Annotated in this window: 22 protein-coding genes; 12 read left to right on the forward strand and 10 right to left on the reverse strand. The window is 38.1% G+C overall.

The annotated features are described in order from the left end of the window. Positions 1–20: 20 nt before the first annotated feature. Together IPI99_07645 and IPI99_07650 are read right to left on the reverse strand one after the other, a co-directional pair. Entirely contained in the window at positions 21–2147 is a 2127-nt protein-coding gene (locus tag IPI99_07645) for a carboxy terminal-processing peptidase (protein MBK7340384.1), read from the reverse strand. A 135-nt stretch (positions 2148–2282) separates the two neighbouring features. Further along, the gene (locus tag IPI99_07650; GenBank protein ID MBK7340385.1) at positions 2283–2864 is read right to left on the reverse strand and encodes a nitroreductase; all 582 of its coding nucleotides are present in this window, start codon (positions 2862–2864) and stop codon (positions 2283–2285) included. A gap of 58 nt (positions 2865–2922) precedes the next feature. On the opposite strand from IPI99_07650, the gene IPI99_07655 reads away from it, so the two are divergent. Genes IPI99_07655 through IPI99_07665 form a run of 3 tightly spaced genes read left to right on the forward strand, consistent with a single transcriptional unit; the run spans position 2923 to position 5374 of the window. Continuing rightward, a complete protein-coding gene (locus tag IPI99_07655; GenBank protein MBK7340386.1) occupies positions 2923–3591 on the forward strand; it encodes a metal-dependent transcriptional regulator in 669 nt (222 codons plus the stop codon). Then, positions 3588–4583 (forward strand): zinc ABC transporter substrate-binding protein, encoded by a 996-nt coding sequence (locus IPI99_07660; GenBank protein ID MBK7340387.1) that lies wholly within the window; start codon positions 3588–3590, stop codon positions 4581–4583. The genes IPI99_07655 and IPI99_07660 overlap by 4 nt, the downstream gene beginning before the upstream one ends. 38 nt (positions 4584–4621) lie before the next feature. Further along, entirely contained in the window at positions 4622–5374 is a 753-nt protein-coding gene (locus tag IPI99_07665) for a metal ABC transporter ATP-binding protein (GenBank protein ID MBK7340388.1), read from the forward strand. On the opposite strand, the gene IPI99_07670 is transcribed toward IPI99_07665, so the two are convergent. The 4 genes from IPI99_07670 to IPI99_07685 all read right to left on the reverse strand — a co-directional run bounded on the left by IPI99_07670 (position 5371) and on the right by IPI99_07685 (position 8778). Continuing rightward, positions 5371–6081: a hypothetical protein gene (locus IPI99_07670; GenBank protein MBK7340389.1), complete on the reverse strand. Its 711-nt coding sequence runs from the start codon at positions 6079–6081 to the stop codon at positions 5371–5373. The genes IPI99_07665 and IPI99_07670 overlap by 4 nt on opposite strands. A gap of 23 nt (positions 6082–6104) precedes the next feature. Then, positions 6105–6713: a superoxide dismutase gene (locus IPI99_07675; protein ID MBK7340390.1), complete on the reverse strand. Its 609-nt coding sequence runs from the start codon at positions 6711–6713 to the stop codon at positions 6105–6107. A 194-nt stretch (positions 6714–6907) separates the two neighbouring features. After that, positions 6908–7798, reverse strand: a complete 891-nt coding sequence (locus IPI99_07680; protein MBK7340391.1) for an IS30 family transposase — start codon at positions 7796–7798, stop codon at positions 6908–6910. A 116-nt stretch (positions 7799–7914) separates the two neighbouring features. After that, the gene (locus IPI99_07685; protein MBK7340392.1) at positions 7915–8778 is read right to left on the reverse strand and encodes a DMT family transporter; all 864 of its coding nucleotides are present in this window, start codon (positions 8776–8778) and stop codon (positions 7915–7917) included. 85 nt (positions 8779–8863) lie between these two features. Between IPI99_07685 and IPI99_07690 the strand changes: the two genes are divergently transcribed. Genes IPI99_07690 through IPI99_07700 form a run of 3 tightly spaced genes read left to right on the forward strand, consistent with a single transcriptional unit; the run spans position 8864 to position 10380 of the window. Then, on the forward strand, positions 8864–9343 hold the full coding sequence (locus IPI99_07690; protein ID MBK7340393.1) for a redoxin domain-containing protein: 480 nt from the start codon (positions 8864–8866) through the stop codon (positions 9341–9343). 10 nt (positions 9344–9353) lie between these two features. Further along, positions 9354–9656: an ATP-dependent Clp protease adaptor ClpS gene (locus IPI99_07695; GenBank protein ID MBK7340394.1), complete on the forward strand. Its 303-nt coding sequence runs from the start codon at positions 9354–9356 to the stop codon at positions 9654–9656. 10 nt (positions 9657–9666) lie between these two features. Next, positions 9667–10380 (forward strand): leucyl/phenylalanyl-tRNA--protein transferase, encoded by a 714-nt coding sequence (locus IPI99_07700; GenBank protein MBK7340395.1) that lies wholly within the window; start codon positions 9667–9669, stop codon positions 10378–10380. A gap of 70 nt (positions 10381–10450) precedes the next feature. On the opposite strand, the gene hpt is transcribed toward IPI99_07700, so the two are convergent. Both hpt and IPI99_07710 read right to left on the reverse strand, forming a co-directional pair. After that, entirely contained in the window at positions 10451–10987 is a 537-nt protein-coding gene (gene hpt / locus IPI99_07705) for a hypoxanthine phosphoribosyltransferase (protein MBK7340396.1), read from the reverse strand. A 10-nt stretch (positions 10988–10997) separates the two neighbouring features. Continuing rightward, entirely contained in the window at positions 10998–12416 is a 1419-nt protein-coding gene (locus tag IPI99_07710; protein ID MBK7340397.1) for a M20/M25/M40 family metallo-hydrolase, read from the reverse strand. 87 nt (positions 12417–12503) lie between these two features. Here IPI99_07710 and IPI99_07715 point away from each other — a divergent pair, with 87 nt between their 5' ends. The 6 genes from IPI99_07715 to IPI99_07740 all read left to right on the forward strand — a co-directional run bounded on the left by IPI99_07715 (position 12504) and on the right by IPI99_07740 (position 19243). After that, positions 12504–13082 carry a sigma-70 family RNA polymerase sigma factor gene (locus IPI99_07715; protein ID MBK7340398.1) on the forward strand — a complete coding sequence of 193 codons (579 nt, stop codon included), beginning with the start codon at positions 12504–12506 and terminating at the stop codon, positions 13080–13082. Continuing rightward, positions 13075–13335, forward strand: coding sequence for a hypothetical protein (locus IPI99_07720; protein MBK7340399.1), 261 nt, complete (start codon positions 13075–13077; stop codon positions 13333–13335). The genes IPI99_07715 and IPI99_07720 overlap by 8 nt, the downstream gene beginning before the upstream one ends. Positions 13336–13360: 25 nt before the next feature. After that, a complete protein-coding gene (locus tag IPI99_07725; protein MBK7340400.1) occupies positions 13361–14167 on the forward strand; it encodes a hypothetical protein in 807 nt (268 codons plus the stop codon). 16 nt (positions 14168–14183) lie between these two features. After that, positions 14184–15245 (forward strand): DUF3078 domain-containing protein, encoded by a 1062-nt coding sequence (locus tag IPI99_07730; GenBank protein ID MBK7340401.1) that lies wholly within the window; start codon positions 14184–14186, stop codon positions 15243–15245. Positions 15246–15504: 259 nt separating this feature from the next. Continuing rightward, positions 15505–18297: a DNA polymerase I gene (gene polA, locus IPI99_07735; GenBank protein ID MBK7340402.1), complete on the forward strand. Its 2793-nt coding sequence runs from the start codon at positions 15505–15507 to the stop codon at positions 18295–18297. A 19-nt stretch (positions 18298–18316) separates the two neighbouring features. Continuing rightward, the gene (locus IPI99_07740) at positions 18317–19243 is read left to right on the forward strand and encodes a UDP-3-O-(3-hydroxymyristoyl)glucosamine N-acyltransferase (GenBank protein ID MBK7340403.1); all 927 of its coding nucleotides are present in this window, start codon (positions 18317–18319) and stop codon (positions 19241–19243) included. A 185-nt stretch (positions 19244–19428) separates the two neighbouring features. Here IPI99_07740 and IPI99_07745 read toward each other — a convergent pair whose 3' ends face one another. Together IPI99_07745 and IPI99_07750 are read right to left on the reverse strand one after the other, a co-directional pair. After that, positions 19429–19749, reverse strand: coding sequence for an IS30 family transposase (locus IPI99_07745; GenBank protein ID MBK7340404.1), 321 nt, complete (start codon positions 19747–19749; stop codon positions 19429–19431). After that, positions 19704–20396 carry an IS30 family transposase gene (locus tag IPI99_07750; protein MBK7340405.1) on the reverse strand — a complete coding sequence of 231 codons (693 nt, stop codon included), beginning with the start codon at positions 20394–20396 and terminating at the stop codon, positions 19704–19706. The genes IPI99_07745 and IPI99_07750 overlap by 46 nt, the downstream gene beginning before the upstream one ends. Between the last annotated feature and the right edge of the window lie 125 nt (positions 20397–20521).

Consider the following 20521-nt stretch of genomic DNA (forward strand, 5'->3'; position numbering starts at 1 on the left):
ATATAATTTCTTGAAACGGATTATTTTTGTTTTTTTACATCATTCAATACATAAATCGACTCTAAGATTTCCTGATCTTTTGAAATAGATTTTAAAAAATCTTCATTTCTTCCCACTCTGCTGGAATCCATATTGATATAATCCATATCGGATTGAAGGTTTGTACTCTTCAGATGTGGAATCACATCTTTCCCCAGATTCTCGAACTTCTTTGCCAATTCATTCCTTTCTTTCATTATACCAGCAAATCTGTCATAATTCAAAGGAAAAACTTGTTGATCTCTGAGACTTTTCAACCTTTTAGCATTTTCATCAATCAAACTATATGTCGGATTGTTTTTTATTCTGTCTTTGCTTTTGGCTTTAATTTCATCTAAATTGGAAATTGAAAATACATTTTGAACGTAATTTTCTTTTTTGATTACGTCGTATGGCATTGGATGCTCGTATTCTTTTTCGCCATTATCCAGATAGGTATAATAATTCGGTACCAAAACATCTGGTTCAACACCTTTCAATTGAACAGAACCTCCATTTACCCTATAGTATTTTTGAATCGTGATTTTTACTTCACCAAGTGGTTTTACAGCGATAGGATCACCACCTGAAGCGAGTTGAATCACATTTTGATTAACAGTCCGATCCAGATTTACAAATCGCTGGACAGTACCTTTTCCAAATGTAGATTCACCACCTAAAATTACCGCTCGTTTGTAATCCTGAAGACATGCTGCGATAATTTCTGAAGCTGATGCACTGTTGCTGTTTACCAGAATTACCATTGGTCCATCAAAATGTACAGAAGGGTCAGGATCCATATATGGACTTATATTGCCACGGCTACGTACCTGCACGATTGGTCCTTCCTCGATGAATAAACCAGCCATCTCAACAACTTCTTGCAGGGATCCACCGCCATTGTTTCTTAGGTCCAATATCAAACTCGTAGCACCTTCAGCTTTTAGTTTTTTCAGCTCATTCGCGATATCTTTAGCTGCACTTGGACCATTAGGATTGTCAAAGTCTGCATAAAATCTAGGCAATTTGATGTAGCCTACGTGCGAAAGCAAACTATCCACACCGATAATTGCCGACCTGGCAAATCCTTCATCCATGATGACCTCATCTCTCGTAATTGTTATATCCTTTACCACACCACTGGATTTCTTGACTTTGAGTGTGACGATTGTGCCTTTTTTACCGCGAATCATTTTAACGACATCATCGATCACCATCCCTTTGATGTCAACTGGATTTTGATCTTTTTGCTGTACGCTCAGAATGAGGTCATTGTTTTCGAGATCTTTTTGTTTCCAAGCCGGGCCACCCGGAACAATGGATACCACTTTAGTATATTCACGGTCAGTTTGCAGTCGGGCTCCGATTCCTTCCAGTTTACCGGTCATGTTGATATTGAAATCTTCTTTATCTTTTGGAGAGAGGTAGTCTGTATGTGGATCATATTGATGTGTCAATGTATTGAGATAGATTTCAAAACGATCATTGCGTTTGAATTCTTTCATCCTTTTAAACCACCCTTCGAAATTATCTTTGACTTCTTTTCTAATATCAATTTCCAGACTGTCTGCTGGTTTGGTTTTGTTTTCTTTTTCGAGATTTTTTTTGTCATCATAATATCGACTCATCAATTCATATTGGATTGATTTTCGCCAGAAATCCTTGAGCTCTGCATCATCTTTTGCGTATGGTCTGATCTCTTCATCCAAAGAAATGTTTTCTTCTGATTTGAATACGAAAGGCATATCAATGAATGAATAAAAATAGCTTTCTGCTTTTTCCAAGGCTTTGTCCATCAAATCATTAGACTTATCAAAGAATGAAGTTTCACCATTCTTGAACTGGTCATCGATGAGCATTCTTTCTGATTCCAAAAGATTTAGATCCTGTGATGTAAACAGGCGTTTTCCGGCATCCAGGTTGAGTAAATACTCTTTAAATACCGTTTGCGAAAAATCGTCATTGACATTTTGTGGACTGTAATGATATCCTTGAAGGATGTCATAAACGCTCTTCAGTAGCAGGCCTTCGCGAGATTTTGGTTCAGGTTCTGTGCGGCAATAAGCTGTCAGACAAATCACCAGTATAAAGGATGGCATCAAAAATAACCAGGATCTTTTATATTCCATTTTTTGCTTCATTTGTTGAGTATAAACGCGATAATGCTTAAATAAGACTCATCAAAGCACAAAGTTCACTTTTTTTAGCAAAAGTTTAACCAAATGAATGAGCTTATCAATTTGGAATAAATAGAAGGATCTAAACTAAGCGTCAACCCAGCTGGTGACGTCCTCAACTGGCTTTCGAGAGGAGTTGAACTGCAATTCCGGTTTTTTCCATCCCATAAAAAAGTACCCAAGGCATTCAGTCGTTTCATCTAAGGGATAGAAATCATTAAAATCCTTAATGGCCGAAGGAGTAGACCAATATGATCCGATGTTGAGCACACTACAGGATAACCACAAGTTTTGAACTGCACAAGCCAGGGCAGCGGTTTCTTCCCAAGCCGGGATGAGAGTTTCAGGACTTCTTTTGATACAAATGGCTATGACTGCGGCAGACTGTAAAGGCTTTTCTCCTGCTTTTTTCCTCTTTTCTTCACTGAAAGTTTCTGGTGAAGCCGTTTTTTTGTAAAAATTCTGTAAAAATTCGCTGAAACGTGATCTCGCCTGACCGGTGATGACTACAAATCTCCAGGGCTCTGTCTTCTTGTGGGTTGGCGCCCAAGTGGCATTTTCCAGCATGGCTTTGATTAGTTTTGGATCGATCTCTCCCGGTTGATAAAACTGAGGGTAGACTGCTCTTCTGTTTTTGACCAAATCGCTGAATTCTTCAAATGTAACCATATCTTTATTTTAATATGTTAAAAAATAATTTAGATTTGCTTAAATTTTATAATAAATTATGACAAGTGCTGCTGAAGATAATTATCTGAAGGCAATTTACAAAATAGCCAATTATTCTGGAGATAAAACAGTCAGTACCAAATCCATAGCCGAAGAAATGCAAACTTCGGCGCCTGCAGTGACCGATATGTTGCACAAACTGGCGGAGAAAAAGCTGGTTCAATATCAAAAGTATTACGGTGTAAAGCTGAGCAAAGAGGGGCAAGTGGTCGCACTGCAGTTGTTGCGAAGGCATAGATTGTGGGAGACTTTCCTTCATGATAAGTTGGGATTTTCATGGGCTGAAGTGCACCCATTGGCAGAGCAATTGGAGCATATCAGATCTGAGGCATTGATCGATAGTCTGGATCAGTTTTTAGGGCAGCCGAAATTTGACCCACACGGAGACCCGATCCCAAATGCCCAAGGCAATATAACCATGAGGTCACACCTGATCTTGTCTGAGATCGTTCCCGGTGATGAGATCTACCAGATTATTGCTGTAAGACAACAATCAGAAGATTTTTTGAAATTTCTTTCAGAACATAAAATGACACCGGGGCGATGCATAAGGCTCAAATCCGTCAACGCCTTTGACAGAAGCTGTCTGATCATCAATGAGTTGGATGCCAGCATTTCAATCAGCAATCAGTATGCGAGACAAATTTTCGTAAAAAATATCACATGAGGGCGCTCATCATTTTGATCATTTGGTTCGGGGCAGAATTAGATCAATTAGCTGCTCAAAAGCTAAAGGTCTTGGCGACTGCATCCATGTGGAAAGATTTGGCCGAACAGATAGGAGGCCCGTTTGTGCAGGTGGACTTGATCGTCCCTGTAGGTTCAGACCCTCATTCTTACGAACCCACACCTGATGACCTTTTTAAAGTGAATGAAGCTCAACTCATTCTTGTCAATGGTTTGAGCTTTGAAGGTTGGTTGGACAAATTGATTCGAAATTCTTCAGCTAAGCACACTCAGGTATTAATAACAAAAGGGGTCAAAGCCCTGTCTAATCCTGAACATCCGGGTGCTTATGATCCACATGCATGGATGACTGCATCAAATGGAGCTATCTACGCTCAAAATATCGCCAATGCTTTAGTCACCTTCGATCCCGCCCACAGCAAAGAATATCAATTTAATGCCGGAGTTTATATCAAACAATTGGAAGATCTGGATAGGTACATATTGCAGCAGATTCAACGGATTCCTGCTGAACATCGAGTATTGGTAACATCACATGATGCATTTCATTATTATGGTTTGAGATATGGCTTAGAGTTGCATTCACTCCTGGGCACATCTACAGATGCTGATGTACAAGCCGGAGACCTGATATCTATCAACGCACTGATTAAGAAAAGAGCAATCCCGGCTATTTTTACAGAGAGTACAGTCAATCCTAAACTGATACAAAGTATTCGGGAAGAAAACAGTATTTCGATAGGAGGAAGTCTGTATGCAGATTCTTTGGGTGACGAGAAGAGTCCGGCTTCTGATTATCAAAAAATGTTGAGACATAACACTGATGTTATCGTGCGAGCCTTGACCGGTTCATTTAATTTCACCCATCAAGAAAAATTACTTTCACCTACTGCCGTATATTCATCTTTGATTGGAATTTACCTTTTACTTTTTTATGCTTTTCTTTATTTAGTTAAAAGTCAAAAAAAATAATGCCAGGAGGGAAATGATTTAGTGTTCAAATGATTATTATGAAAGCTTCAAACCAGTATTCTATTCAGATTAAGGGCCTGACTGTAGCGTATCAGAGCAAAAAGGTCTTACATTCCATATATCTGAACATTGAGCGCGGACATATTTATGGTCTGATCGGTCCCAATGGCGCAGGGAAATCAACCCTATTCAAATGCATCCTGGGCGAAATTAAACCAAACGCAGGAGAAATTTTAATTGAGGACCGGGATCACGTATCTCAGCTTATGCAAATCGCATATGTTCCCCAGAAAGATGATATCGATTGGGAGTTTCCAGCCCGGGTGAAAGACATCGTTTCTATCGGTAGATTCAGCTCAAAAAAATGGTATCAATCTTTCTCCCAAGATGACCATAAAAAAGTGGAGGAGTCATTAAAAAAATTGGATATCACTGATCTGGCAGAGCGTCATATCAGTGAACTTTCTGGTGGTCAGCAGCAGCGTATGTTTATCGCTCGCGCATTGTGCCAGGAGCCAGAAATTTTCTTGTTGGACGAACCATTTGTGGGTGTAGATGTCAAGACAGAAAAGATCATCATGGATACTCTGAAGGAACTGGCAGCTTCAGGTAAAACAATTCTCGTGGTGCATCATGATTTGGATAGTGTACAGCAGTATTTTGACAAAGTAATTTTGATCAATCAAAAGCTCATCGGATATGGTAATACAGCTGAAGTGTTTACCAGAGAAAATATATCTGTAACTTACAAGAGCCAAACCCACCTCATCCAGCAGTATTTTGGAAATTAAATTGATGCTTGATGGATCGCATCCAATATTGAAACAAAAGTATCGTATTGCGGTATTTCTCTAGAATTTTGCTGATTTGAATCGGATTTCGGAATAGCTGAAAAGTGGACTCTGTCGACTGATGTTTCTTTCAAAAAATCGACTAACCCGATTGCACGAATTCCTCCACCGGCCATGATTTGCAGCTCACCTGACGACAATTCCATAAGTCTTTTAAAATGAATCGCGTCTTCCATTGGAGATTTGTTTCTCCCAGAACAAAGTAATCTTTGGACCTTATATTTCTTCAAGATCCTCATTGCTTCTTCAACATCGGGCACCGCCTCAAATGCTCGATGAAAGCAAAGTTTGGTTTGATAGCCAAATTCCTCACGCAACTCGTAGAGGAAAGTTTCATCAATAGTGTTACCATCCACCAGAGCACCGATGACAAAGCAGTAATCACCTATGTCTTGAAAAGCTGAAATGTCCTCGAAAATGATTGATTTTTCAACTCTTGAATAAATGAAATCTCCTTTACGAGGTCTGATTAATACACTTATTTCACCTTTGAAGTTTTCAGCACATTTTTTGACAAATCCAATCGATGGAGTAAGTCCACCACAACTGAGATCACTGCAAATTTCGATGCCATCGACATCGAAATTGTTAGCAAACTCTAAAGCATCATAGTCAGTCAGGCAGAGTTCACTGGAGATCCGAGACATCTGAACTATATAAGTTTGTCATTTTATTTGTGAGACTGATACAGTTGATTGACAAATGCCCAGTTGATCACATTAAAGAAGCCATTAATATAGTCAGCTCTTCGATTTTGATAGAGCAAATAGTAGGCATGCTCCCACACATCCAGACCCAAGATGGGATAACCTCCACAACCTAACCCTGACATCAATGGATTATCCTGATTTGGGGTAGAGCATATCTCAAGCTTTCCTCCCGGATGGACACATAACCAAGCCCAACCAGACCCGAATCTTGTCATGGCTGCCTGTGCAAATTTTTCTTTCATTCCGGTGAAAGAGCCAAACACTGCGTTTATCTGGTTAGCTAATTCACCATTCGGTTCTCCTCCGCCATGAGGAGATAGCCAGTTCCAGAACATGGAGTGATTGAAATGTCCACCACCGTTATTTCTCACAGCAGCATTTGTCAAATCCAGATTTTTAAGCAATGGTTCAATTTCCATTTGATCCATCGGTGTGTCCTTTATAGCAGCATTGAGATTGTTGACATAGGCAGCATGGTGTTTTCCGTGATGTATTTCCATAGTACGAGCATCTATATGTGGCTCTAATACTTGTGGATCATAATTTAAAGCAGGAAGTTGAAATGCCATATATTTAGATTTTTTTAAGTTGATTTACTTATTGAACGTGAAAAAGGATATGCTTGTTTATTATTTTAGCTTTTGTATAAAAAATAGTTTTTTAGAATGTTTTATTTCATGCTGAATTCAACATTTAAGTGCGACAAGGTTCAAAAATACTTCATTTGGTGTTTTGTAGCCTAATTTTTTTCTTGGTCGATTATTTATTTGGGATTCAATTCGATCCAAGTCAGTTTGCTTGAGCATGGAAAAGTCTGATTTTTTGGCAAGTATTGTCGTATTAAACCATTGATATTTTCATTGCAACCTCTTTCATAAGCGGAATATGGATGAGCAAAGTATATCTTAGTATTCAATGCTTTTGCCAATGTTTGATGATCTGCATTTTCTTTTCCATTGTCTAATGTAATTGTATGGCATAAGTTTTTATATTTTTTCAATTTGCAACTGATTGTTTTGGCTGTGAATTTAGCTTCTTTGGACTCCAGCTTAATGATCTTGACAAACAAGGATTTTCTTTCCACCATACTGGCAATTTGGGACTTATGATTCTTTCCTACTATAGTATCTCCTTCCCAATCTCCATACCTTTTTTGAGATTCAACAATCTTTGGTCTATCTTCAATACATACTCTGTTTTTGATAATTCCCCTTTGTTTATAGGTATTTTTGCGTCTTCGCCTACTTCTGTGGGAATGTCTTAAATTACTCCATAGATCACCTCCTTTCCTTTTATCTTCATATACATATTGATATATGCACTCTTTACTAACCCTTTCATACTTATCAATATTCGCTCGACCTTCGATTTGCTCTGGGCTCCACTTGATTTTAAGTAATTGATCCACTTTGCTTTTAAGATCGCTTGTAATTTTATTCTTCCTTCCCTTTCCTTGTGCTCTCTGTTCACTCCGATCCTGAGCTCTTGCGCTTCCATATAACTTGTATGAACCAGGTGAAGAGTTTCTATCGAGTTCCCGATATATAGTGCTTCTATGATATCCTAATTCCACAGCAATCTGAATAATGCTCATTCCTTGCCTTTTAAATTGTTCAATTAATACCCTTTGAGGGTAGGTGATTTGTTTATACATTTGTGTACAGTTAAAAATCTTGAGGGGAAAGTACCTATTTTTATAATAGGTCTTTCTCCAAAAGAATGTTTTATTAACTGTCGCACTTATTTATGGAATCTAGTCATTAAATAAGACTAAATCGCTGGAATTCTCCTTCTATTTTTTGCAAAAGGATAAGTGAATACAACCAACAATATGATTGCAACACCGGAATAAAATCGGAGTGACATGTCTTTATTATTATTGATGAGAAAGTATGAAAGAATAATCCCATAAACAGGTTCCAGATTAAATGCCAGCATCGCAGTAAATGCACTTAGATGTCTGAGCGATGCGACGGTGAGTGCAAAAGCTACAACAGTACAAAATAGAGATAATAAAATAAGATAAAAAGAGTCAGTGGTATTTGGAATAAATTTGTTGCTTGGCTGAAAATAATCTAAAATAATGAGTACAGAACCTGACATCAACCACACTGAAAATAATTCCAGAAAAGTGATTTGTAATGGGCCTGCCGTGGAGATATATTTTTTGTTTAATGTGGCAAATAAACCTGACAACATTGCTGCTACAATTCCGACCCACAAGCCAATCTGATAATCAAAGCTTAGACCCCCTGCAATTAAAATGATTCCTGGCAAAATCAAAAGACTAAATAATATGTCTGTTTTGTTCATTGAACGTCGATAAATCATACTTTCGAACAATGAGGTGAAAAAAGGAATGGTGGCAAGGCATATCATTGCAACGGATGAGTTGGACAGCTTAATTGATCCATAAAAACATATCCAATGTAAACCCACGATTGCTCCTACTCCCATAAGCCTGAACAAATTTTTTGGTGTAGGCCAGGAACTTTTTTCCCAAAAAAGGACTGGTATAAGAATTAGACAAGTAAGCAGCGCGCGCCACCATACCAGCCAGATCGCAGAAAGTTGTATCAATTCTCCCAATATGCCTGTAAATCCAAAAAGAAATACTGCAAGATGTAGAAACACAAACGAACGATGAATTTTTATCAATTCACTGATTTATTGACCACAAATATCTACATTTGCATCCCTTTTAAAGAAATAAATAATTATGAATCCTTTGCATATAGGCGATAAAGCTCCAAGTTTTAAACTGATTTCAAGTGATAAAAAAGAAGTAAATCTTTCTGATTTTGAGGGAAAAACAGTGTTGTTGTTATTTTTTCCTTTTGCTTTTACAGGGACTTGCACTAAAGAAATGTGCATGATGCGTGATGATATAACAAGATACCAAAATGTAAAAGCAGAAGTTGTAGGCATTTCAGTTGATTCACCTTTTACATTGGCTAAGTATAAAGAAGAACACCAATTGAATTTCCTTCTTTTGTCAGATTTTAACAAAGCTGCTTCAAAAGCATATGGATGTTTATATGAGGAATTTAGCTTGGGTCTGTTGGGAGTTTCGAAGAGATCAGCATTTGTGATAGATGGAACTGGAGAAATTAAATATATTGAAATATTGGAGAATGCCTCTGAAATTCCTAATTTCGCCAAGATTAATACAGTTATTGAATCCATTACCACAAACTAATCCAAAGCAAATGAGTTTTTCACAAACCAATACCTGGACGCAATCTGAAGAAGATGTGTTGCTTGAGGATATCGCAACTGTGGTCTCTGAACTGATTGTTTACAATGATGATCACAACACTTTCGATTGGGTAATCCAGTCGCTTGTTGAGATTTGTAAGCACAGTGTTGAGCAAGCAGAGCAACTTTCTTTGCTCGTTCACTACAAAGGGAAAGCAACTGTCAAGACAGCACCTATCTCCATTCTCAAACCGATGAAAGATGCACTCTGCGATCGCGGTTTGAATGCGGTCATTGAAAGTATCAAAGTTTAATATTGAGAACATGCCGGTGTACGCTTTGCCGGAAAGGGAACTAATATTTCCACATCCCTCTCTTGCCATTCGCAGCGGTTTGCTTGCCGTAGGAGGTGATCTAAGTCCTGAGAGATTGTTGCTTGCATATCAAAACGGTATTTTTCCCTGGTATGAAGTGGACGAGCCCATTCAATGGTATAGTCCGATGCCAAGACTTTTACTAGACCCTAGAGAGTTTAGATTATATAAAAGCCTGAAATCAGTTATAAGAAAGTCGGGTTTCGAAATTCGATTTGATGATGACTTTTGTGCCGTAATCTTGAAATGTAAATCTATTGAAAGACAAGGACAATCAGGAAGCTGGATACATGGCGACATTGTCAATGCTTATAGTTTATTGCACGAGATGGGGATAGCACATTCGGTAGAAGTTTATGATAATGGAAAAATGATTGGAGGATTATATGGACTTGCTATTGGAAAAATGTTCTGTGGAGAAAGTATGTTTGCATTAGAGAACAATGCAAGCAAAATTGCATTGTTCGCCTTATGTCAGGAGCTGATTTGCAGAAATTATTCATTCATAGATTGTCAACAGGATACTGAGCATTTGAGATTTATGGGTGCAAAGTTATTTGATCAAAATTATTTTTTCAATCTGTTGGAAGAAAACAAGAAATACCAGATTCAGGCAGAGAAATGGTGCAAAAAAATTGCATTGGCAGACATTCCAAAGAATTGATTTGTTTACGGATAACTTTTACTTGATGCAGGAGGCAGTTTATTTTTAAACAATCAAAAATGAACTGGAATTAAATTGCTTCATGATCGTGAATAAAGACATCTCTGAGACCCCGGCCGGCACCATTGTAATCCATACCATAGCCCACAATGAATTCGGGTCCAATTTCGAATCCTACAAATTCAGGACGGATATCATGTCTGACTTGGTCCGTTTTCAAAAACAAAGTAGCAACTGCTATAGAGCAAGGTTTAGATTTGCTTATGAGTTCAATGAATTGATACAATGTTTCGCCTGTTTCTAGGACATCATCGACGATGAGAACATGTCTATCTTTGATATCGAGGTGGTCTATATTACCGATGAGCACTTCTCCACCAGATTGCATACCCATGTAGGACTGGATTTGTACAAATTTTATCTCAAAAGGTATGCTGAGGTCTCTGCTCAGATCAGCTGCAAAGCAATAAGCCCCGGTAAGGATACCTATTACATAAATTTCGGTATCGGAGTATTTTTGATTGATATCTTCTGAAATTTTACTTATTCTATTCCTGATTTCTTCTTCCCGAATAAAAACTTTAAAGGACTTGTCCTTGATCTTCATAAACGGGGCGTTATTGAAGTCCGTATTGATCGATAAGGTAGATCAGGCTTGCCATGGCTGCTGTTCCAAGGGAAAGCTCTCTAGGATGGACGGCCTGGATTCTGTCAGCCTCTGTATGATGATATTCGAAGTATCTTTGCGAATCCGGAGAAAGCCCGACCAGCAAACCTTTTTGTGATTTCAATGGACCAATGTCTGCTCCACTTCCCCCTTTTGAAATTTTCAGGTCATAAGATTCAAGTAATTCTGACCATTTTCCGAGAGCCTGAGCATACGATTTAACCATGCTGCTGTCTGCATCAAAGTTGAAACCCAGAGGTGTAAATCCACCGGCATCAGACTCAATTGCCGCCAAATGGAATTCCTTGTTTTCATTCGACCACTTGGCGTATGACAATCCACCAGCTAGTCCATTTTCCTCATTCATAAACAATACGCATCTGATTGTTCTCTTGGGTTTGTAATTCATTTTGATCATGGTGTGGAGAACTTCCATTGCTTGTACACATCCGGCACCATCATCATGAGCGCCACCACCCACATCCCAGGAATCTAAATGCCCACCTACCAGGATGATTTCTTCCGGAAATTCAGACCCACGTATTTCTCCAATGACACTAAAACTCGGTTTCAAGCCTCTGTCTTCGCAATAAGTCTTGACTTTGGCCTTCACAGGTCCTTTTTGGATCAGTTTACTCAGGATTTCAGCATCTTGAGTGCTCAGAGCAACTGCAGGAATTCTCTTCACGCTATCTTCAAAAATGGTTACTCCTGTATGCGGCCAGGGGTCTATCCTGCTACCCATCGACCTGATCACACATGCAGTGGCGCCATATTTTGAGGCTAAGTTGGGACCAAATACTCGCTGATCTACTGCTCCACCATAAGCATGAAAAGTTCTCAGATGCTTTTGATCAAAGGCACGAGAAAAGTAAACGATTTTTCCAGGGATTTCCTTATTCCTGGTTTTTGCTTCATCTAGACTTTTGAATTCAATGATTTCGCCAGTGGCACCTTTTGGGGCAGAAGCTCCGGAACCACCCAGAGCCAACACTTTGAATGATTGGTTGCCAAGATCAGGATGCGACACCAAGCTGAAAGTTTCCCTTTTGCTTCCTCTATACCAGTATTTAACCTGGCAAGGAAGGTTCCAGACCGTATCACAGCCTATACTATCCAGCATTGTATGAGTAAAACTGATAGCTTGTTCTGACTGTGGACTTCCGGCAATTCTGCCACCTATCTTTTCAGAAATGTGTTCGAGCCAACTGTAAGACGTACCCGAGCGTAATACTTGATCATAAATGGATCGAATGAACAACACGTCCTTATCTTGAGTCTGTGCCTGAATTCTTGCTGTCAAGATCAAAAATGAGAAGAAAAATACCCCGCAAATTTGGCTTGGTTTACCCGAAAACTCCGGGAACATTGCTTTTACTCGCATCAATTATTTGTTACTTTTGCATATTTCTGAGTCAAAAGTAGCGATTTGATATAATATATCTAATTTTTCCCTGTGCCCCAACCAACTATTGTTAAACTGCCGCAAATCAGTGACGAAGAGATTGTAAGTCTCTATCTGAGTTCGCAGGATGAGTATTATTTTTCGGAAATCTATCAAAGATATTCCGGCAAAATATATGGGAAGTGTTTGTCTTTTTTTAAAGATGAATCTGAAGCTGCTGATGCTGTCCATGACATATTTATGAAGTTACTTTTTAATATGTCAAAATTTGGAGAAAAATCAAAATTCTCAACCTGGGTATATTCGATAACTTATAATTATTGTATCGACACATTGAGGAGAGGCAAAAAACTTCAGGTGACCTCTATTGAAGAAATTTCAGGGGAACTGGACGTTGAAGAAGATACGGATGAATCATGGATGGATCTGATTGACATGAATATTATAGAAGATATCATGAACAAAATGCATCCCCAGGATAAAGCAGTCCTTTTAATGAAGTATATTGATGATCTCTCTATCAAAGAGATTTGTGGCATTCTCAATAAAACAGAGAGTGCAATCAAAATGAAAATTAAAAGGGCAAAAGAAAGATTTCGCGAGCAATTGAAAAATACAAAATATGAATAAGAATAATTTTAAAAACCTGTACGAAAAAGAGATGGGTGAGTTTGTACAGAATAAAGCACCACTAATTGAAAAAAAGATTAAAAGCAATTTGAGTTTTTTGCATTTGTTTGCAAACTTAATTGAGTTGTTCTTACCAAGACAAAGTCAAACTTACATGAAGATGTTGTCTAATAAAGATTTTTCTGCACCTAGCGCAACTCCTTCAAATTCTAAAACTGAAGTCAAAACGGATTCCAATAAGTTCCCACATTAATGACCAATTTTTTTATCGACCCCATATGTTAGTAACAGATAATTTACAGCAACTGATATCAGGCTTCATAGCAACCATTCCCAAGCTAACCGGAGCTTTTATAATTCTAATTTTAGGAATCATTGTCAGCAAACTGATTCGGAGAATCCTGAGTGGTTCTTTAAAGAAGCTCAATGTTGATAAATATGCTGAGGTGATCAACAACTTTGAATTTATTGAGAAAACCTCATTTAGAGTTTATCCTAGCGTGATCATATCAACTATATTATATTATTTCATTCTATTGATTTTCATAGTTGCTGCAACAGATGTTCTAGGCATGGATTCATTATCTCAACTAGTGAGAGATATCCTCAACTGGATTCCCAATCTGGTCACTGCATTGCTGTTACTTTTCGTGGGTTTTATTTTTGCTGAGTTTGCAAAAAATGCGGTGGTCAAAGCCTGTGACAGTTTTGGTGTTCCGTCTGGCAAGTTTATTGGATCAGCTGTTTTTTATTTTATCTTGGTTAATGTTCTCATTAGTGCGTTGGGCCAGGCTAAAGTCAATACAAATTTTATAGCCACGAATATTTCAATTTTGATTGCTGGCATTGCATTGGCTTTTGCCATCGGATATGGGTTTGCATCAAAGGACATGGTTGCCAATTTTTTGGTTTCGTTCTATAGTAAAGACAAACTTTCCCTCGGTCAGGAAGTTGTTCTGGACGGAATCAAAGGGACAATTGTTGAAATAGATAAAACATCAATTACCCTTGACACAGGGGAGAGAATTGTAATTATTCCATTGAATAAATTATCCAAGGATCGTATTGAAATTTTTAAGAAATAAACCAAATATTATATTTATGAAAAAATTCATTTTACCTTTTTTACTTTTAACTAGTGTGATCAGCTTGTTTGGACAAACTGAAGACGAAAAGAACAGAGCTGCCCAGGAAGCAGAGAGGAAGAAAAAATTAGAGGCAACCATGGGTACAGTTGGTTCTGAAAATGGCTGGGCAAGAAAAGGCGCAATCGGCTTGGATCTTGGACAATTGTTTAATTTAAATCCATATCTTGGTTCTGGATCTAACCGTCTCGGATTGGGGGGTGCACTCGGTTTTCAAGCGAACTACAAAAAAGATTTAATGACATGGAAAAACAACCTATTGATTAATCTTTCAACTCAAAAAATCGGATCCGGACTAGTTGCTAGTGGTTCTGATGTGAAAGCACCTTTTGAGAAAGCTCTGGATTTGCTGAATTTCAATTCCAACTGGGCTTATCAGATCAAAGAAGGTTCTAAATGGGCATATTCTTTTGACTTTGGATTATTGAGTCAGTTGTTGCCTTCTTACTTGGATTCTTCGAGCAAAAAACTTTATTTGAAAGATATCCATGCTGGTCCCTACAATACTTCTGTAGTATCAAAGTTTTTTTCTCCGGCTACTATAACCGCTGCACCTGGTATGAAGTATGTGCATGATTCACATTTAAACTTTTTCTTATCTCCAGTGGCTGTGCAGTTGATTTATATTGCTGACAAAAACATTGCAAATCTAGGAATCCACGGTACCAAACTCAAGGACAACAGCACTACAGAATATAATCAGTCGAAGCTCGGCCTCGGTGCATTGGCAAAAGTTGCTTATAACAACACATTTCTAAAAAGATTCAATTTCAATTCTGATTTAGGTCTTTTTTCTGATTACCTCGACAACCCTCAAAATATTGACGTCGTTTGGTTAAACAGCCTTTCTTTTGAAATCTTAAAAGGATTCAATTTCCAAATTAGAGGAGATGCTTATTATGATGACAACAAATTCAATCAGATAACCGATGCAGATGCAGTTGGTGGTGTGAAAGGAATAGGAAAAAGAGTCAATATCATCGAGCAAATTTTAATTACCTACAATCGTAACTTTTAAGTTTTTCTTCCCGTAAGTTAAACTATCACTTGGGCCTTCTTTTTACAAGAAGGCCTTTTTTTTAAAAAAAGTGAGAACTTCGCATAAGTCTCAACACAAATACTTGTTTCTCTAGTTTTAGCCTATTTTAGGCATTAAAACATACTTTCAAGAGAGACATTATAACCTTGCACTAATCCTACTTTTGGTGCGCTAATTTTAGTGAATTTCGGTTATATTCAGTATAATCTCAATATCTTGCAGCAACAGATTTCGAAATATGTCAAATTCTACCTCTAAAAAACTATTTTTGTTGGATGGACATGCTTTAGTGTATAGAGCGCATTACGCTTTTATTACAAGGCCGCTATACAACTCGAAAGGTCTCAATACTTCAGCGATATCAGGATTTGTGAGGACGCTTTGGGATATTATCAGGAATGAACGTCCGACCCATCTGGCAGTTGCTTTCGATCTTCATGGTCCCACCTTTCGGCATAAGGTGTATGCAGCATATAAAGCTAATCGTGAAGCCCAGCCAGAAGATATTACACTTGCCTTACCCTACATAGAAAAAATCATCGAAGCATTTAACATACCTGTAGTCACTAAGGAGAGCTATGAAGCTGATGATGTCATCGGCACACTCGCAAAACAGGCTTCCAAAGAAGGGTTTGAAGTGTATATGGTCACTCCGGACAAAGATTATGGGCAGTTGGTAGAAGAGCACATCTTTATGTATAAACCATCTAGACAAGGGAATGGTATTGATATACTCGGCCCAGCAGAGGTGATGGCTACGTGGGGTATAAAGAGAGTAGATCAAGTGATTGACATGTTAGGACTTCAGGGAGATGCCGTGGACAACATTCCGGGCATACCAGGTGTCGGCGAGAAAACAGCAATGAAATTGCTTCAGGATTTTGACAATGTAGAAAACTTGATTGCAAATGCTGACCAGATTTCAGGTAAACTCAAGGATAAAGTCAAAGAATTTGCTCAACAAGCTTTGCTGTCTAAACAATTGGCTACCATAGATATTGAGGTGCCGATCTCTTTTGACGAAAAAAGATACCGGATTGAAAATTTTGATCGAGAGAAGTTGACCACCTTATTCAAAGACTTAGAATTCAGAACTCTGGCAGTTGCCATTTTGGGGGAAATTCATGAGCAAAAAACCCTATTTGATATCGCACCTTCAAAGGAAGAGGCTGCTAAATCATCCCAAGAAGAAAAACCGGAATACAAAATAGCAGAGCAAGATATTGACAGCACTCCACACGAATATACTCTTGTGGATACAGATGTAAAACTGGCGGAGCTGATTGAGACATTGGAGAAGTCGGACATAATTTCTTTTGATACAGAAACCACAGGAATCGATGCCAATCAGGCGGAGTTGGTTGGATTGTCTTTTAGCCTGAAAGCTCACTATGCTTACTATGTACCTGTGTCTGCTGATCAGGATAAAGCTAGAGCACTAGTCTTGAGATTCAGGCATATACTTGAGGATCCTTCCAGAAAAATCATTGGACAAAATATCAAATATGATCAGTTGATGCTCCGGTGGTATGGTATCAATATGAATGTACCTGCATTTGACACAATGATCGCTCATTACCTTCTTGAACCGGATTTGCGTCATAAGTTGGATTATCTGTCTGAATCTTATCTGAACTATCATATGGTACCTATCGAGGCACTCATAGGCAAAAAATCAGCAGATCAGGGTAGCATGAGAGATGTTCCTTTGGAAAAGATAAAAGAATATGCAGGGGAAGATGCAGACGTCACGCTTCAACTTTTCAGTATTCTCGAAAAAGACCTGCATAAACAAGATCTCGACACGCTGTTTCATAAAATAGAGATGCCTCTGGTCAGAGTGCTTAGAGATATAGAGTTTGAAGGTGTTAGGATTGACAAGAAGTTTCTGAATGATTACAGTAAAGTGTTGCAAAAAAATATCGCGCAGGCTGAACATCTAGTGTATGAAAGTGCGGGAGTCAGATTTAATATAGCCAGTCCAAAGCAAGTGGGAGAAGTGTTGTTTGAAAAGCTGAAACTCCCTTACCGTTGGAAAAAAACTGGCACTAATCAGTACTCTACTGACGAAGATAAGTTGAATGAATTGGCTGATGAATCCAGCATCGTCAGGCAAATTCTGGATTTCAGAAAACTTTCCAAGCTTAAATCAACTTATGTCGATGCATTGCCCAACATGATTAACCCACGGACAGGACGCGTACATAGCTCATTCAATCAGGCAAGGGCAGCAACCGGAAGGTTAAGTTCAGAGAATCCCAATTTACAAAACATACCCATCAAAGACGAAGCAGGAAGAGAAATCCGCAAAGCTTTTTTACCTCGGGATGAGCAACATATTTTAATTTCGGCTGATTACAGCCAGATTGAACTCAGATTGATTGCTGAAATTAGCAATGAAGAGGTTATGCTTGAAGCATTTCTCAAAGATCAGGATATCCACAGGGCTACTGCTGCCAAGGTATATAATGTTCCTTATGATGAAGTAACCGCTGATCAAAGGAGAAATGCCAAAACCGTGAATTTTTCAATCATTTATGGGGCAGGTTCTACCAACATCTCCAGACAACTGGGACTGAGCAGACAAGAAGCAAAGGAGTTGATAGACAATTATTTTAAAACTTATCCGGGACTTAAAAATTACATGTCAGACGTAGTGGATCAGGCAAGAAAGAAAGGCTATATCAGTACGCTGATGGGTCGTAAGAGGATACTTAGAGATATCGACTCGAAAAATGCATTGGCGCGAAGTAACAGTGAAAGAGTTGCGATCAATACACCTATACAGGGAACCGCAGCTGATTTAATAAAATTGGCTATGATCAATATACATCAAAAGTTGTTAACTTTGAATGCAGCTACCAGGATGATACTACAGGTACATGATGAATTGGTATTTGATGTCCCACGAAATGAAGAAAAAGAGATGATGGAATTAATCGCATATGAAATGAAGCATGCTATTCCCGGACTCAAAGTCCCAATTGAAGTAGGAATACAATCCGGAGCAAATTGGCTCGAAGCACATTAACCAAAAAAAATATTGCTCGATGAAGTTTTCTCATCCAATTGCCATCAGTGAATTGGCCAAACAATATCAACTCAATATTATCGGAGATGAACGTCTCATGGCAACAGGCATCAACGAAATTCACAAAGTTTGCCCAGGAGATATCACCTTTGTTGATGCTGAAAAGTACTACCAGAAATCTATCCAATCTGAGGCTTCAATCATTATAATCAACAAGACAGAGCTATGTCCTGAAGGCAAAGCATTACTGATCTGTGACAATCCATTCGAGGTTTATAACAGTATCGTATTGCAACACAGGCCAATTCTCCCTCAAGTGGAAGGTGTTAGTCCAACGGCATATATTCATCCGACAGCTACCATTGAGCAAGGTGTTTTTGTAGGTCATTATGCAGTGATTGGACCTCACTGCCACATACATGCAAATGCTTATATTGGAGAGTACTCTGTCCTCGGATCAGAAGTAGTCATCCATGCAGCTGCTGTCATCGGAAGTGATGCTTTTTACTACAAGAAAACAGCAAATGGATTTATTCCATGGCGCTCATGTGGAAGAACAATTATTCATGACCGTGTGACGATAGGCGCAGGCACCACTGTCAACAAAGGTGTTTCAGGAGATACTATCATACATGAAGGAACAAAAATTGACTGTCAGGTACATATTGGTCACGGAGTAGTCATTGGGAAAAATTGCCTGTTTGCGGCTCAGGTGGGTATAGGAGGAAAGACAGTTGTTGGGAATAATGTCACTATGTATGGACAGGTAGGAGTAGCTCAAAACCTTGTGATAGCTGACAATATAGTCCTGCTTGCAAAATCAGGTGTATCGAAAAATCTGACAAAACCTCAAACTTATTACGGTGTTCCGGCTGAGGAAGTGCGCTCCAAATATAAAGAGCTGGCCACCCTCAGGCAGCTACCAAAAATGATGAAGGGCAAATAAAATTATAATATGGATAAATTGTTTTTTAATATATATAAATATTAAAAATATCAATTATTTAAATAAAATATTTTGATATTTGAATATTTATGGTACCTTTGGTATGGATTGATAGCCAAAGGTCGAACAACTTAATGTGTTGACATCTATTTTGTTCATTATTAACATTTATTTATTAGCTGAATTCAACATTTAAGTGCGACAAGGTTCAAAAATACTTCATTTGGTGTTTTGTAACCTAATTTTTTTCTAGGTCGATTATTTATTTGGGATTCAATTCGATCCAAGTCAGTTTGCTTGAGCATGGAAAAGTCTGATTTTTTTGGCAAGTATTGCCGTATTAAACCATTGATATTTTCATTGCAACCTCTTTCATAAGCAGAATATGGATGAGCAAAGTATATCTTAGTATTCAATGCTTTAGCCAATGTTTGATGATCTGCATTTTCTTTTCCATTGTCTAATGTAATTGTATGGCATAAGTTTTTATATTTTTCAATTTGCAACTGATTGTTTTGGCTGTGAATTTAGCTCCTTTGGACTCCAGCTTAATAATCTTTACAAACAAGGATTTTCTTTCCACCATACTGGCAATTTGAGACTTATGATTCTTTCCTACTATAGTATCTCCTTCCCAATCTCCATACCTTTTTTGAGATTCAACAATCTTTGGTCTATCTTCAATACATACTCTGTTTTTGATAATTCCCCTTTGTTTATAGGTATTTTTGCGTCTTCGCCTTCTTCTGTGGGAATGTCTTAAATTACTCCATAGATCACCTCCTTTCCTTTTATCTTCATATACATATTGATATATGCACTCTTTACTAACCCTTTCATACTTATCAATATTCGCTCGACCTTCGATTTGCTCTGGGCTCCACTTGATTTTAAGTAATTGATCCACTTTGCATCTAAGATCGCTTGTAATTTTATTCTTCCTTCCCTTTCCTTGTGCTCTCTGTTCACTCCGATCCTGCGCTCTTGCGCTTCCATATAACTTGTATGAACCAGGTGAAGAGTTTCTATCGAGTTCCCGATATATTGTGCTTCTATGAAACCCTAATTCCAAAGCTATCTGAATAATGCTCATTCCTTGCCTTCTAAATTGTTCAATTAATACCCTTTGAGGGTAGGTGATTTGTTTATACATTTGTGTACAGTTAAAAATCTTGAGGGGAAAGTACCTATTTTTAGAATAGGTCTTTCTCCAAAAGAATATTTTATTAACTGTCGCACTTATTTATGGAATCTAGTTTATGAAACCTTTATTTTATT

The organism is Saprospiraceae bacterium, assembly GCA_016710235.1.
Classification (GTDB): Bacteria; Bacteroidota; Bacteroidia; order Chitinophagales; family Saprospiraceae; genus Vicinibacter.

Excerpts from the sequence above, each read along its gene's own strand:
- IPI99_07750 (MBK7340405.1), bottom strand. The coding sequence starts at position 20,396 with ATGTATAAACAAATCACCTACCCTCAAAGGGTATTAATTGAACAATTT.
- IPI99_07655 (MBK7340386.1), top strand. The coding sequence starts at position 2,923 with ATGACAAGTGCTGCTGAAGATAATTATCTGAAGGCAATTTACAAAATA.
- IPI99_07730 (MBK7340401.1), top strand. The coding sequence starts at position 14,184 with ATGAAAAAATTCATTTTACCTTTTTTACTTTTAACTAGTGTGATCAGC.
- IPI99_07710 (MBK7340397.1), bottom strand. The coding sequence starts at position 12,416 with ATGTTCCCGGAGTTTTCGGGTAAACCAAGCCAAATTTGCGGGGTATTT.
- hpt (MBK7340396.1), bottom strand. The coding sequence starts at position 10,987 with ATGAAGATCAAGGACAAGTCCTTTAAAGTTTTTATTCGGGAAGAAGAA.
- IPI99_07695 (MBK7340394.1), top strand. The coding sequence starts at position 9,354 with ATGAGTTTTTCACAAACCAATACCTGGACGCAATCTGAAGAAGATGTG.
- IPI99_07680 (MBK7340391.1), bottom strand. The coding sequence starts at position 7,798 with ATGTATAAACAAATCACCTACCCTCAAAGGGTATTAATTGAACAATTT.
- IPI99_07660 (MBK7340387.1), top strand. The coding sequence starts at position 3,588 with ATGAGGGCGCTCATCATTTTGATCATTTGGTTCGGGGCAGAATTAGAT.
- polA (MBK7340402.1), top strand. The coding sequence starts at position 15,505 with ATGTCAAATTCTACCTCTAAAAAACTATTTTTGTTGGATGGACATGCT.
- IPI99_07700 (MBK7340395.1), top strand. The coding sequence starts at position 9,667 with ATGCCGGTGTACGCTTTGCCGGAAAGGGAACTAATATTTCCACATCCC.
- IPI99_07690 (MBK7340393.1), top strand. The coding sequence starts at position 8,864 with ATGAATCCTTTGCATATAGGCGATAAAGCTCCAAGTTTTAAACTGATT.
- IPI99_07740 (MBK7340403.1), top strand. The coding sequence starts at position 18,317 with ATGAAGTTTTCTCATCCAATTGCCATCAGTGAATTGGCCAAACAATAT.
- IPI99_07665 (MBK7340388.1), top strand. The coding sequence starts at position 4,622 with ATGAAAGCTTCAAACCAGTATTCTATTCAGATTAAGGGCCTGACTGTA.
- IPI99_07720 (MBK7340399.1), top strand. The coding sequence starts at position 13,075 with ATGAATAAGAATAATTTTAAAAACCTGTACGAAAAAGAGATGGGTGAG.
- IPI99_07645 (MBK7340384.1), bottom strand. The coding sequence starts at position 2,147 with ATGGAATATAAAAGATCCTGGTTATTTTTGATGCCATCCTTTATACTG.
- IPI99_07650 (MBK7340385.1), bottom strand. The coding sequence starts at position 2,864 with ATGGTTACATTTGAAGAATTCAGCGATTTGGTCAAAAACAGAAGAGCA.
- IPI99_07725 (MBK7340400.1), top strand. The coding sequence starts at position 13,361 with ATGTTAGTAACAGATAATTTACAGCAACTGATATCAGGCTTCATAGCA.
- IPI99_07670 (MBK7340389.1), bottom strand. The coding sequence starts at position 6,081 with ATGTCTCGGATCTCCAGTGAACTCTGCCTGACTGACTATGATGCTTTA.
- IPI99_07675 (MBK7340390.1), bottom strand. The coding sequence starts at position 6,713 with ATGGCATTTCAACTTCCTGCTTTAAATTATGATCCACAAGTATTAGAG.